The 12,515-nt window shown below is 72.1% G+C and carries 11 protein-coding genes; 9 read left to right on the top strand and 2 right to left on the bottom strand.

The features are described from left to right. The first annotated feature begins 14 nt into the window (after nucleotides 1-14). The 5 genes from NE236_RS41070 (at nucleotide 15) to NE236_RS41050 (ending at nucleotide 3,398) form a co-directional block, all read left to right on the top strand. The gene (locus tag NE236_RS41070; protein ID WP_252847721.1) at nucleotides 15-860 is read left to right on the top strand and encodes a putative RNA methyltransferase; all 846 of its coding nucleotides are present in this window, start codon (nucleotides 15-17) and stop codon (nucleotides 858-860) included. A gap of 192 nt (nucleotides 861-1,052) precedes the next feature. Continuing rightward, nucleotides 1,053-1,718: a translation initiation factor IF-3 gene (gene infC, locus NE236_RS41065; RefSeq protein ID WP_289851560.1), complete on the top strand. Its 666-nt coding sequence runs from the start codon at nucleotides 1,053-1,055 to the stop codon at nucleotides 1,716-1,718. 150 nt (nucleotides 1,719-1,868) lie between these two features. Next, nucleotides 1,869-2,063 carry a 50S ribosomal protein L35 gene (rpmI, locus tag NE236_RS41060; RefSeq protein ID WP_252847719.1) on the top strand — a complete coding sequence of 65 codons (195 nt, stop codon included), beginning with the start codon at nucleotides 1,869-1,871 and terminating at the stop codon, nucleotides 2,061-2,063. Nucleotides 2,064-2,175: 112 nt separating this feature from the next. Continuing rightward, nucleotides 2,176-2,553 (top strand): 50S ribosomal protein L20, encoded by a 378-nt coding sequence (rplT, locus tag NE236_RS41055; RefSeq protein WP_252783341.1) that lies wholly within the window; start codon nucleotides 2,176-2,178, stop codon nucleotides 2,551-2,553. 20 nt (nucleotides 2,554-2,573) lie between these two features. Beyond that, nucleotides 2,574-3,398, top strand: coding sequence for a TrmH family RNA methyltransferase (locus NE236_RS41050; protein WP_252847718.1), 825 nt, complete (start codon nucleotides 2,574-2,576; stop codon nucleotides 3,396-3,398). A 195-nt stretch (nucleotides 3,399-3,593) separates the two neighbouring features. On the opposite strand, the gene NE236_RS41045 is transcribed toward NE236_RS41050, so the two are convergent. After that, nucleotides 3,594-4,349: a sulfite exporter TauE/SafE family protein gene (locus NE236_RS41045; RefSeq protein WP_252847717.1), complete on the bottom strand. Its 756-nt coding sequence runs from the start codon at nucleotides 4,347-4,349 to the stop codon at nucleotides 3,594-3,596. 548 nt (nucleotides 4,350-4,897) lie between these two features. Here NE236_RS41045 and NE236_RS41040 point away from each other — a divergent pair. From NE236_RS41040 to pheT, 4 genes are all read left to right on the top strand, one after another. Next, nucleotides 4,898-5,230 carry an STAS domain-containing protein gene (locus tag NE236_RS41040; protein WP_252847716.1) on the top strand — a complete coding sequence of 111 codons (333 nt, stop codon included), beginning with the start codon at nucleotides 4,898-4,900 and terminating at the stop codon, nucleotides 5,228-5,230. 112 nt (nucleotides 5,231-5,342) lie between these two features. Beyond that, nucleotides 5,343-6,428, top strand: a complete 1,086-nt coding sequence (locus tag NE236_RS41035; protein ID WP_252847715.1) for a sensor histidine kinase — start codon at nucleotides 5,343-5,345, stop codon at nucleotides 6,426-6,428. Between the two features lie 127 nt (nucleotides 6,429-6,555). Next, nucleotides 6,556-7,665 carry a phenylalanine--tRNA ligase subunit alpha gene (gene pheS / locus NE236_RS41030; protein WP_252847714.1) on the top strand — a complete coding sequence of 370 codons (1,110 nt, stop codon included), beginning with the start codon at nucleotides 6,556-6,558 and terminating at the stop codon, nucleotides 7,663-7,665. Beyond that, nucleotides 7,665-10,145 carry a phenylalanine--tRNA ligase subunit beta gene (gene pheT / locus NE236_RS41025; protein ID WP_252847713.1) on the top strand — a complete coding sequence of 827 codons (2,481 nt, stop codon included), beginning with the start codon at nucleotides 7,665-7,667 and terminating at the stop codon, nucleotides 10,143-10,145. Before pheS ends, pheT begins: the two co-directional genes overlap by 1 nt. A 151-nt stretch (nucleotides 10,146-10,296) precedes the next feature. Here pheT and NE236_RS41020 read toward each other — a convergent pair whose 3' ends face one another. Further along, complete coding sequence (locus NE236_RS41020; protein WP_252847712.1) at nucleotides 10,297-12,342, bottom strand: phosphocholine-specific phospholipase C; 2,046 nt, start codon at nucleotides 12,340-12,342, stop codon at nucleotides 10,297-10,299. Nucleotides 12,343-12,515 lie beyond the last annotated feature (173 nt).

Genomic DNA, 12,515 nt, shown 5'->3' with positions numbered 1-12,515 from the left:
ACCATCATGGGAGGGTGCTCGCCGACGTCGTCTCGTACCTCCGCTGCCCGATCTGCGCCGGCGACCTCGCCGCCGAAGGCTCGGCCCTGCGTTGCGCGAGCGGGCACGCGTTCGACGTCGCCCGGCAGGGCTATGCCAACCTGCTCACCGGCAAGGTTCATCTGGGCACCGCCGACACTCCGGAGATGGTCGCGGCGCGCGCGGCCTTCCTCGGTGCGGGTCACTTCGCCCCGCTGGCCGAGTTGGTCGCGGAGCGGGCGGCCGCCCTCGATCCGGGCGAGGGGTGTGTGCTGGACGCCGGCGCTGGCACGGGCCACTACCTCGCGGCCGTCCTCGACCGCCTGCCCGGACGGCCCGGTCTGGCCCTCGACATCTCCAAGCACGCGCTGCGCCGTGCGGCGCGGGCGCATCCCCGGATCGGGGCTCTGGCGTGGGACGTGTGGCGGCCGCTGCCCGTGCGCACGGGCGCGGTGGCGGTTCTCATCGACGTGTTCGCCCCACGGAGCGGGACGGAGTTCCATCGGGTGCTCCGGCCCGACGGCGCGCTGATCGTCGTGACGCCGGCCGCCCACCACCTGGGCGAGCTGGTCGAGCGGCTCGGACTGCTGTCCGTGGACGAGCGGAAGGCCGACCGCGTGGCCGGCTCGGTCGGCGAGCGCTTCGCTCCGGCGGGCACGTGGTCCCTCGAGCTGCCGCTCTCCCTCACTCGCGCCGATGCCGCCTCGCTCGTGGCGATGGGGCCGAGTGCCCGCCACACCGACCCCGAGGTGCTGCGGGCGCGGATCGCCGCGCTCGCCGAGCCGGTACGGGTCACCGCGGCGTTCGAGGTGCGTGCCTTCGACGTACGACCGGAAACCTGATATCTTTGGCCTTTGACTGGCCTGGCGTTCAGGCGCCGGGCGCGCAAGCGGAGTTCGCCTCCCACCTGATCGGCCGCGCTCCCTCGGGAGACGAGAGGCTGATGGGTTCCGGTCAAGGCACGCTGTCGGCGTGCCCGCCTCGTCGGCTCCGGCCGTCGAGGCGTCCGGTGGTGGCAGCCCTGCATGCGAGTCATGCGGGGCTTTTCGCTTGAAGGGCCCAGGGCATGGCCGGTCAGGACAGCTCGGAAGCCCCAAGGAGGTCCCATCAGCGCCGAACCGCGTATCAACGAGCGCATTCGCGTGCCCGAGGTCCGACTCGTCGGTCCGAACGGCGAACAGGTCGGAATCGTGCCGATAGCCAAGGCACTCGACCTCGCCCGGGAGTCCGATCTCGATCTCGTCGAGGTCGCCCCGACCGCGAGGCCGCCCGTGGCCAAGCTCATGGACTACGGCAAGTTCAAGTACGAGTCCGCGATGAAGGCCCGCGATGCGCGACGTAACCAGGCGCACACGGTCATCAAGGAGATCAAACTCCGGCCGAAGATCGATCCGCACGACTACGGCACCAAGAAGGGCCATGTCGAGCGGTTCCTCAAGGCAGGTGACAAGGTCAAGGTCACGATCATGTTCCGTGGCCGCGAGCAGTCCCGGCCGGAACTGGGCTTCCGGCTGCTGCAGCGGCTGGCGGAGGACGTCGACGAGCTCGGGTTCGTCGAGTCGCGGCCCAAGCAGGACGGCCGCAACATGATCATGGTCCTCGGGCCGCACAAGAAGAAGAGCGAGGCGAAGACCGAACAGCGCGCGACCGGGAGTCGTGCGCGGCGGCAGGAGGAGCAGGAGCACGGTTCCCCGGCCTGACCGGGCCTGCTCCCGCCACGACCCTGCTCACCGAGCGGGGTCGTCTCGCGATGAGGTACGCACACCGCGCCTCCCAGGCGTTCGACACTCCACGTGGAGTGGCCGTACGTCCGGGTAGAGGTGCATGGATATAGGGAGACGTCGGCGACCATGCCGAAGATGAAGACGCACAGTGGTGCCAAGAAGCGGTTCAAACTGACGGGCACCGGCAAGGTCATGCGCCGCCGCGCCAACCGTAACCACCTGCTCGAGCACAAGTCGACGAAGCGCACGCGCCGGCTCGACGGAGCGGTCGTGGTGTCGAAGAACGACGCGTCCAAGATCAAGAAGCTGCTCGGCGAGTAGGCCCGGCACCACCTGATCGCCGGGCTCCGGCACCCCTCCGGTGCCGGCAGTCCCGTTAGTCGAACGACCGGCCGGGCCCACAAGGCACGGCCTCCACGAAGGAGTTCAAGACGTGGCACGCGTGAAGCGGGCGGTCAACGCCGCCAAGAAGCGCCGGGTCGTCCTCGAGCGGGCGAGTGGCTACCGTGGCCAGCGGTCGCGGCTGTACCGCAAGGCCAAGGAGCAGCAGCTCCACTCGATGACGTACGCCTTCCGTGACCGGAAGGACCGCAAGGGCCAGTTCCGTCGCCTGTGGATCCAGCGGATCAACGCGGCGGCCCGCGCCAACGGCATGACGTACAACCGGTTCATCCAGGGCCTGCGTGAGGCCGGCGTCGAGGTCGACCGCCGCATGCTCGCCGAGCTCGCGGTGAACGACGCCGCGGCGTTCGCGGTCCTCGTCGAGACGGCCAAGAAGGCGCTGCCCGCCGAGGGCAGCGCGGCCGCCTGACGGCACGGATAACGACGCTGATGGCGGGCCGCGAGCTGACCTCTACTCGATCACCACGGGTGAAGGCGGCTCGTCGGCTCGCCAAACGCGCCTTCCGCCAACGCGAGCGGCGGTTTCTCGCCGAGGGCCCGCAGGCGGTGCGGGAGGCCCTCGCGCTCGACGGCGTCCTCACCGAGTTGTTCACCACCGCCGACGCGGAGAACCGCCACCCCGACCTGATCGCTCAGGCGGACCGGTCCGGTGTCCCGATCTTCCGGGTGAGCGGCGAGGCCATGGCCGAGCTCGCCCAGACCGTCACCCCACAGGGCCTGCTCGCCGTCTGCGCGTTCGTTGACGTCGGCCTGGACGCGGCGCTCACGCCGTCCCCGCGGCTCGTCACGGTACTGGCTCACGTTCGCGATCCCGGGAACGCCGGCACGGTGCTGCGCACCGCCGACGCCGCCGGCTCCGAATCCGTGATCTTCACCGACGCGTCCGTCGACCCGTACAACGGCAAGTGTGTACGAGCCTCGGCCGGCAGCCTCTTCCATCTTCCGGTCGTGGTCGGACCGCGGTTCGACGCCCTCATCCCGGCGCTCAAGGAGTCCGGTCTGACGGTGCTGGCGGCCGACGGCGCCGGGAAGTGCTCCCTGGACACCGCGCTCGACTCCGGAACCCTCACGGGCCCGACCGCCTGGGTGTTCGGCAACGAGGCATGGGGCCTGCCGGAGGAGATCCTGGACGCGGTCGACGAGGTCGTGCGCGTCCCCATCTACGGAGGCGCCGAGAGTCTCAACCTCGCCACCGCCGCCGCGGTCTGCCTCTACGCGTCGGCGCGCGCCCAGCGGGCCGGCAAGCCCTCCTGACACCCCGGGTCGCGCCCTCTACGCCTCGGCCTGTCCGGCGGCGCGGCGAGCGCTCCCGAGGTCCGGAGCGGTTCACGCGTACACGGCGGCCCGTGCCCAGCGGCGCGGTCGGCCCTCCTGAGACCCGGCAAGGTTCCGGGGTACGCCTGACCTGTCCGGCCGCGCGGCGAGCCCTTCCTGAGCTTCCGGCAGGCCTCAGCGGAGGGCCAGGGCGAGGGCCACGCCCAGCCCGAACGTGACGACGACGGCCCGCAGGACCCTTGGGGACAGCCGCCGGGCCACACGGGCACCGAGGAACCCCCCGACCAGGCTGGCCACGGCCATGATCGCGACGGCCTCCCAGCGCACCGGGCCGAACAGCGCGAAGGCGGCGAGGGCCACCGTGTTGATGACGAGGGACAGCACCGCGCGAACGGCGTTGAGCCGTTGCAGGTGGTCGTGGACGAAGACGCCGAGCAGGCCGAGCAGCATGACGCCCAGGCCGGCGCCGAAGTACGCGCCGTAGGCACCGCCGACCAGGATCCCACCGTGCAGGATCATCCGGTGCCCGGCCCCGTCGGGGCGCTGGGCGGCATCGAGCCTGCGCTTCAGCCATGGCTGTGCCGCCAGGAGCAGGCTGGCCAGGGCGATCAGCACGGGCACCAGCGCGGCGAAGAGGGCGTCGGGGGTGATCAGCAGCAGGAGGCAGCCGGCGATGGCCCCGATCACGCTCGTCACGCTCAACGCCACGACGCGGCCCCGCTGACCGGCCAGTTCGGCGCGGTAGCCCGCGACACCACCGACATAGCCCGGCCACAGCGCCACCGTGTTGGTCACGTTGGCCGTGATGTTCGGGCAGCCCACCGCCAGCAGGGCCGGAAACGAGATCAGCGACCCGCCGCCGGCGATCGCGTTGACCCCGCCGGCCGCCACGCCGGCCGCTCCGAGCAGGCCCATGTCGAGTAGGTCCAAGTCCGGCTCCTTCCGCGGGCGACGAGCCAGGCGGCGTCGGGGAGGCCCTGACGCGGTCTCGGAGAGCGGTGGCGTCGACCGACGACTGTATCCGGGCCGTCGCGGCCCGGCGTCGTCCGGTGGCCGGGAACGGCGTGGGGCCTCGTCGGTCGGTGGCGGGGGGAGGGGCGACAGATTCGGTGGAGGGGGGCCGGGAAAGGACTCCGGCCGGGGCGGGAAGGCGGTGGCCGACACCGAACGCAACAGGGATGTCTTCTCGCTGTAACAAATCAGCTCCCCGATTCGTTCATTGGAGCAAAAGCCGACATGATCGGTGCTGTCGATTCCGTTCCGCCGGATCGGCGAACCGCCCTTGAGGCGATCGCCGCTTCCTGGCATCCGTCACGGCGTCGACGTGGATTCCGATGAACGGGGCAAAAGGGTTGGATACGAACATAAAGGGCATTCCGCTGCCTCGCCGTCGCGGGGCGGCGAGCTGCGAAAGGATCCCGGGCCGGTCTTCGATGACGCGCGGGGGCGCGCACCGATGCCAGGCGGTCGGGCGCACGATGGCGGCCAGCGTCGTCCGGCGGGACGGCGCCGCGGCGGTCGTGGCGATCGGCGGTGAGATCGACGTACAGACGGCGGGGCGGCTGCGCGCCGATCTCCTGAAGCTGGTCGACGCCGGCCATGTCGACCTCGTCGCCGACTTCGGCGCCGTGCGGTTCTGCGACGCCGCCGGACTCGGCGCCCTGGTCGCGGTGGGCAACCGCCTCCGGGAGAAGGGCGGGACACTCCGCCTTGCGCGGGTGCGCCCCGCTCAGCGGAGGATTCTGCGAATCACCCGTCTCGACGAGCTGTTCCCGACATTCGACACCGTCGACGAGGCGTTTCGTCACTGAGACAACTCGGGGGACATGCCGGGAACGCCAGTAATTAACGACTCCGGCGTGGCGGGATTTCCGCCGTCCGCACTAGAGTCAGGCTGTCACTGTCAATAGGGAGCCGGGGGAGGTGGCGGCGGTCGTGGGCGGACCGGTTCCGCGTGGCGTCGAGCCCCCCGGGCTCTGCCCCGATGCGTTGCCCGACGGGCTGCTCGTGGCCGACGCCGATCGGCGGGTCGTGGTGTTCAACCGGGCCGCGGTCCGGCTGACCGGCATCGCGAAGGCCGAGGCGCTCGGCCGTGACTTCGCTGGCGTCCTGCCGCTGCGTGACGCCGACGGCCGCGACTGGTGGAAGTGCCTCGACCCCTACGGCGGCCTGGCCATCCGGACCCGCCATCCCGAACGGCCGCTCTACCTCGGCGACGGGCCCGAGCTGCTCGTCACCGCCTCCTACGATCGCGAGCCGGACGGCACCGTCCGCCGGTTCACGGTCGCGCTTCGGGACGCGGCCGAGCGCGCCCGCCACGAGCGCGGCCGGGCCGACCTCGTCTCCACCGTCGCGCACGAGCTGCGGTCCCCGCTGACCAGCGTCAAGGGCTTCACCGCCACCCTGCTGGCCAAGTGGCACCGGTTCAACGACGACCAGAAGCGGGTCATGCTCGAGACGGTGAACTCCGACGCCGACCGGGTGACCCGGCTCATCACCGAGCTGCTGGACGTCTCGCGCATCGAGGCGGGCCGGCTGGAGATGCGCCGCCAGGTCGTCGACGTCGCCGAGGAGGCCCGCAAGATCATCGCGGGCAGGGTGGCGGCGGGCGACTCGCCGAAGCGGTTCAAATTGGAGGTGCCGGGCGAGCTGCCGGAGATGTGGCTCGACCCGGACAAGATCGACCAGATCATCGGCAATCTGGTCGAGAACGCCGTGCGTCACGGTGCTGGTACCGTAACGATCGTGGTGGAGCCGGACGCGAGCACGCGCGGAGCCGTCGTCGCCGTTCGCGACGAGGGCGAGGGCATCCCGCCCGAGGCGGCCCAGCGGGTCTTCCGTCAGTTCTGGCGCGGCCACGGCCAGCCCCGTGGGGGCACCGGCCTCGGTCTCTACATCGTCAAGGGTCTCGTCGAGGCGCATGGCGGCACCATCTCCGTACGGCGCGCCCCCGGTGGCGGCGCCGAGTTCCGATTTAGCCTGCCCGCCGGGGCTCCAGACTTCGCCTGAGAGCGCCGCGGGCTTCCCGACCGGCACCGGCCCGCCATGATCGTGTAATGGTCTGGGTCCGGGGCCGGAGGCCGTGCGCCGACTAGACTCGATCGCCGTTCCGCCATTGCTGGAGTAACTCACACTCATGTCCGCACCCAATAAGTCCTATGACCCCGTCGAGGTCACCGCGCTCCATCCGGACGAGGTGGCCCGCGCGCGCGACGAGGCGCTCGCCGCTATCGCCGCCGCCGCGAGCCTCGACGAGCTGAAGCAGGTCCGACTGGCGCATGCCGGCGACCGCTCGCCGCTCGCGCTCGCCAACCGGGAGATCGGCGCCCTGCCGCCGCAGGCCAAGGCCGAGGCCGGCAAGCGCGTCGGCACCGCCCGCCGCGAGGTCTCCGAGGCGCTCAAGGCGCGCCAGGCCGAGCTGGAGGAGGAGCGCGACCAGCGCGTCCTCGTCGAGGAGGCCGTCGACGTCACCCTGCCGTGGGACCGCACGCCACGCGGCGCCCGGCACCCGGTGACCACCATCGCCGAGCGCATGGCCGACGTCTTCGTCTCCATGGGCTTCGAGCTGGCCGAAGGCCCCGAGGTCGAGGCCGAGTGGTTCAACTTCGACGCCCTGAACTTCCCGCCCGCCCACCCGGCGCGGGAGATGCAGGACACCTTCTTCGTGGAGTCGGAGGACTCCGGCCTGGTCCTGCGGACGCACACCTCGCCGGTGCAGATCCGCGCCCTGCTGGGCCGTGACCTGCCGGTCTACGTCGTTTGCACCGGCCGGACCTTCCGCACCGACGAGCTCGACGCGACGCACAGCCCGGTCTTCCACCAGATGGAGGGCCTCGTCGTCGACGAGGGCATCACGATGGCCGACCTGCTGGGCGCGATCGGCGCGTTCGTCACCGGCATGTTCGGCGAGGGCCTCAAGACCCGCTTCCGCCCGTACTACTTCCCGTTCACCGAGCCGTCCGCCGAGGTCGACATGCAGTGCTTCGTCTGCCGCGGCGCCTCGGCCGAGCCGGGCGGCGAGCCGTGCCGCACCTGCCGGTCCGAAGGCTGGATCGAGCTGGGCGGGTGCGGAATGGTCAACCCGCGCGTGCTGGTGGCGGCCGGGGTCGACCCGGAGCGCTACAGCGGCTGGGCGTTCGGCCTGGGCGTCGAGCGCACGCTGATGTTCCGGCACGGGGTCGAGGACATGCACGACATGTTCGAGGGTGACGTGCGCTTCACCCAGGCGTTCGGGATGGAGATCTGATGCGCGTCCCTGTTTCGTGGCTGCGGGAGTACGCCGAGCTGCCCGCCGACGTCACCGCCCGTGACATCGCCCGGAAGCTGATCGCCGCCGGTCTGGAGGTCGAGTCCGTCGAGGCCGTCGGGCAGGACGTGTCCGGCATCGTCACCGGCCAGGTCCTCGAGATCGAAGAGCTCACCGGGTTCAAGAAGCCGATCCGGTTCTGCCAGGTCGACGTCGGCGAGGCGGAGCCGCGCGGCATCGTCTGCGGGGCGACCAACTTCACCGTCGGCGACCGCGTGCCGGCCGCGCTGCCGGGCGCCGTGCTGCCCGGCGGTTTCGCGATCGCCGCGCGCAAGACGTACGGCCGGGTCTCCGACGGCATGATCTGCTCCGAGGCCGAGCTCGGCCTGGCCGAGAGCAGCCCGGGCATCCTCGTCCTGCCGCCGGACACGCCCCTCGGGGCGGACTTCGTCGAGCTGGCCGGGCTGCGCGACGAGGTGCTCGACATCGCCATCACGCCCGACCGCGGCTACACCGCCTCGATCCGCGGCGTGGCGCGCGAGGCCGCGACGGCGTACGACGTGCCGTTCCGCGACCCGGCCGACGTCGAGCTCCCGGCCGAGACCGGGGAGTCCTACCCGGCGAACATCGCCGACCCGACCGGCTGCGACCGCTTCGTGCTGCGGGAGGTACGTGGCTTCGCGCCGGACGCGCCGTCCCCGCTGTGGATGCGGGTCCGGCTGGCCCGCGCCGGGATGCGCTCGGTGTCCCTGGCCGTCGACGTCACCAACTACCTGATGCTCGAGCTGGGCCAGCCGCTGCACGCCTTCGACCGGGCGAAGCTGACCGGCCCGATCGTCGTACGCCGCGCCGAGCCGGGCGAGCGGCTGGAGACCCTCGATCACGTCGTACGGGAGCTGCACCCGGACGACGTCCTGATCACCGACGCGTCGGGTCCGATCTCGATGGCGGGCACGATGGGCGGTCTGCACACCGAGATCGACGAGAAGTCGACCGACATGGTGATCGAGGGTGCGCACTTCTCGGCGAGTGACCTGGCGCGCCAGGGCCGCCGCCACAAGCTGAAGAGCGAGGCGCTGTACCGCTTCGAGCGCGGCGTCGACCGGGAGCTGCCGCTGGTGGCGACCCACAAGGCCGTGCGGATGCTGGCCGAGCTCGGCGGCGGGGAGATCCTGCCGGGTGTGACGCACGCCGAGGCTCCGGTGGAGACCGTCACGATCACCATCCCGGCGGACCACCCGGACCGCGTCGCGGGCGTGGCGTACGGCCGCGACACGGTGGTCGAGCGGCTGCGCGACGTCGGCTGCGGGGTCGCGGGCGAGGGCGCGCTCACGGTGACGCCGCCGTCCTGGCGGCCGGACCTGTGCGATCCGAACGACCTCGCCGAGGAGGTCATCCGGCTCGAGGGGTACGAGAACATCCCCGCGCGCGCGCCGCGTTCGGTGGCCGGCCGCGGCCTCACCCCGGCCCAGCGGCTACGCCGCCGCGTCGGCCGGGCCCTGGCGTCCGCCGGGCACGACGAGGTGATCAACTACCCGTTCGTGTCCGCGGCCGACTGGGACGCCCTGCAGCTGCCCGCCGACGACGCCCGGCGACGCGCGCTGCGGCTGGCCAACCCGCTGACCGAGGACGAGCCGTTCCTGCGGACGACGCTGCTGCCCGCGCTGCTGCGGACGCTGCAACGCAACATCGGGCGCGGCCTCGCCGACGTCGCCGTGTTCGAGACGGGCCTCGTCTACCGGCCCCGCCCGGACGCCTCGGCCCCGCCCCGGCCGCCGGTCGACCGGGCGCCCACCGCCGAGGAGCTCGCCGCCATCGAGGCCGCGCTGCCCGACCAGCCGCTGCGGGTCGCCGTCGTCCTGGCCGGGCACCGCGAGCCGGCCGGCTGGTGGGGTGCGGGCCGCCCGGCGACCTGGGCCGACGCCATCGAGGCGGCCCGGATCGTCGCGGGTGAGGCGGGCGTCGAGCTGGAGGTCAAGGCCGACCGGCACGCGCCCTGGCACCCCGGCCGCTGTGCCGCGCTCTTCGCCGACGGCACGCTCGTCGGCCACGCGGGGGAGCTGCATCCCCGGGTGACCAAGGCGTTCGAGCTGCCGGCCCGTGCCTGCGCGATGGAGCTCGACCTGAGCCTGCTGGAGCCGAAGGCGTCCGGCACCGTGGTCGCGCCGCACATCGCCACGTACCCGGTGGCCACCCAGGACATCGCTCTTACGGTGGCCGGGCACGTCCCCGCCGCCGAGGTGGAGGCCGCCCTCCGGGCGGGCGTCGAGGCGCACGGCTCCGGGGAGCTGCTCGAGTCGATCCGGCTGTTCGACGTCTACACCGGGGAGCAGGTGGGCGAGGGCAACAAGTCGCTCGCCTACACGCTCCGGTTCCGGGCGTCGGACCGTACGCTCACGGCCGAGGAGACGACCGCCATCCGGGACGCCGCCGTCGCCGCGGCGGCCGAGCGGGTCGGCGCGGTCCTCCGCGGCGCCTGACCGGCACCGCGCCGTGATCACCTGCCCGTGATCACGGCGCGGACGGACGGTCGCCCGAGGAGACCCGGTCGATCGCCCGCGCTCCGGCTTCGGGCCTCGGCTGCCGCGCTGGACGGCGCCGCAGGCGAGGGGGGATCCGTACGACGGCCGCTCAGGCGGTGGCGATCGCCGGGTCGCTCGTGCTCGGGCGTCCGGTCTCGACGTGGCCGGCCAGCCGCCGGAGGAACGCGTCGTCGTGGTCGGAGACGACCGACAGGTCGTACCAGCCGTGGCTGCGGCGCGCCGAGGCCACGTGGACGGCGCGCGCGCCCGGCCGGAGCCGGTACGTGACCGGGCGCTCGTTGCCATAGGCGTCCTTGACCGTGACCCGTACGGGCTCCTCGCCGTCGTTGGTCAGCACCAGGCGGATCTCCTCGCGGCGCCCGTCGTGGCGTGCCGTCACCTCCGGGCCACCGTCGCCGCCCTGGCCCGCGAACCGGCGGAAGAAGCCGTTGGGGCCGTGCACCCGCAGGTCGTACGCGCCCCGCCCCTCCCAGGTCGCGGAGAGCCGCCGGCCCGCCCCCACGGTGTACGTCCAGGGCCCGTTCACGTGGGTCGTGGAGGTCACGTGGAAGGTCGCCGTCGCCTCGCCATGGTCCGCGAAGTCGATCGCCAGGCCGCCGGCTCCCACGTGGCCGTCGGCGGCCAGGTCGTACGGCAGAGGCCGGGCGGGCCGCAGCCCGCGCTCCTGCCTCGGCAGGGCGGGGTCGGCCGGCGGCTGCGGTACGTAGTCGGGGTGCCGGTCGCGGTCCGGCGGGACATAGCCCCTGGTGTCGGGGAGCGCGGGAATCCGGGCGGCGGCGTGGCCGAAGTCGAACGCCGACGTCAGGTCGCCGCAGACCGACCTTCGCCAGGCGGAGATGTTCGGCTCGTGGACCCCGAAGCGCCTCTCCATGAACCGGATGATCGAGGTGTGGTCGAGGACCTCGGAGCACACCCAGCCGCCCTTGCTCCACGGCGAGACCACGAGCATCGGGACCCGCTGCCCCAGGCCGTACGGTCCGGCGACGCTCTGGCCGGACCCCGGGAAGACCTCACCGGCGACGTCGACCGTCGAGCGCCCCTGCGCGGGGGACGACGGGGGGTACGGGGGCACGGCATGGTCGAAGAAGCCGTCGTTCTCGTCGTAGGTGATGAACAGCGCGGTCCGGCTCCACACGTCCGGGTCGGCCGTCAGCGCGTCCAGGACCTGGGCGATGTACCAGGCACCGTAGTTGACGGGCCAGTTCGGGTGCTCGGTGAAGGCCTCGGGGGCGGCGATCCAGGAGATCCGCGGCAGCCGGCCGGCCAGGACGTCGGCCTTGAGGACGTCGAAGAAGCCCTGGCCGTGCTTGGCGTCGGTGCCCGTCCGCGCCTTGTCGTAGAGCGGGTCGCCCGGCTTGGCGTTCCGGAACTGGGTGAAGTAGAGCAGCGAGTTGTCCCCGTAGTTGCCGATGTAGGCGTCGTTGGTCCACCCCCATGACCCCGGGGCGTCGAGGCCGTCGCCCACGTCCTGGTAGATCTTCCAGGAGACCCCGGCCTTCTCCAGGCGCTCGGGGTAGGTCGTCCAGGAGTAGCCCACCTCGTCATTGCCGAGGACGGGGCCGCCGCCCCTGCCGTCGTTGCCGGTGTAGCCGGTCCACATGTAGTAGCGGTTCGGGTCGGTGGGGCCCATCATCGAGCAGTGGTAGGCGTCGCAGACGGTGAAGGCGTCGGCCAGCGCGTAGTGGAACGGGATGTCCCGGCGCGTGAGGTAGGCCATCGTGGTGGCCGTCTTGGCCGGAACCCACCGGTCGTACGCGCCCTTGTTCCAGGCGGCGTGCCCGCCGTTCCAGCTGTGATCGAGATCCTGAAGAAACCGCATGCCGAGCTCGGTGGCGTCCGGCCGGAACGGGAGGACGTCCTTGGTCCCGTCGGACTGGTGCCAGACCGGCTTGCCGTTGGGAAGCGTCACGGGGTGCGGATCACCGAATCCGCGTACGCCGCGCAGTGTGCCGAAATAGTGATCGAAGGACCGGTTCTCCTGCATGAGGACCACGATGTGCTCAACGTCCCGGAGCGTGCCGGTGCGACGGGCCGCGGGGACCTCCGCCGCGCGGGCGATGCTCGTGGACAGCGCGGTCATCGCGGCCGTCCCACCGGCGAGCTGCATGAATCGTCGGCGGTTGATCTCGGACATGAAGGGCCTGCCTTGGGGTCGGATCAGCGGGGCAGGACAGTGTTCTCAAGCGATCGGCAACTCCCCACGGCGGATGGGGGAACTCGGGGAGAAGTCTCGACCAACCCGGGTCGCCGCAGGTAGACCCGTGCACGCGGTCAGGGGAGAGGAGCGGAACGGAGCGGCCGTCCGCG

The organism is Actinoallomurus purpureus (assembly GCF_024055795.1).
In the GTDB taxonomy this organism is placed as follows: Bacteria; Actinomycetota; Actinomycetes; order Streptosporangiales; family Streptosporangiaceae; genus Actinoallomurus; species Actinoallomurus purpureus.
Note: the sequence above shows the minus strand (reverse complement) of the source record. Positions and strands in the feature narration are given on the sequence as shown.

What these genes read in the sequence shown, in the direction of transcription:
- infC (WP_289851560.1), top strand. Translation starts at nt 1,053, where the DNA reads ATGCGGGGCTTTTCGCTTGAAGGGCCCAGGGCATGGCCGGTCAGGACA.
- rpmI (WP_252847719.1), top strand. Translation starts at nt 1,869, where the DNA reads ATGCCGAAGATGAAGACGCACAGTGGTGCCAAGAAGCGGTTCAAACTG.
- NE236_RS41050 (WP_252847718.1), top strand. Translation starts at nt 2,574, where the DNA reads ATGGCGGGCCGCGAGCTGACCTCTACTCGATCACCACGGGTGAAGGCG.
- NE236_RS41040 (WP_252847716.1), top strand. Translation starts at nt 4,898, where the DNA reads ATGGCGGCCAGCGTCGTCCGGCGGGACGGCGCCGCGGCGGTCGTGGCG.
- pheS (WP_252847714.1), top strand. Translation starts at nt 6,556, where the DNA reads ATGTCCGCACCCAATAAGTCCTATGACCCCGTCGAGGTCACCGCGCTC.
- pheT (WP_252847713.1), top strand. Translation starts at nt 7,665, where the DNA reads ATGCGCGTCCCTGTTTCGTGGCTGCGGGAGTACGCCGAGCTGCCCGCC.
- NE236_RS41020 (WP_252847712.1), bottom strand. Translation starts at nt 12,342, where the DNA reads ATGTCCGAGATCAACCGCCGACGATTCATGCAGCTCGCCGGTGGGACG.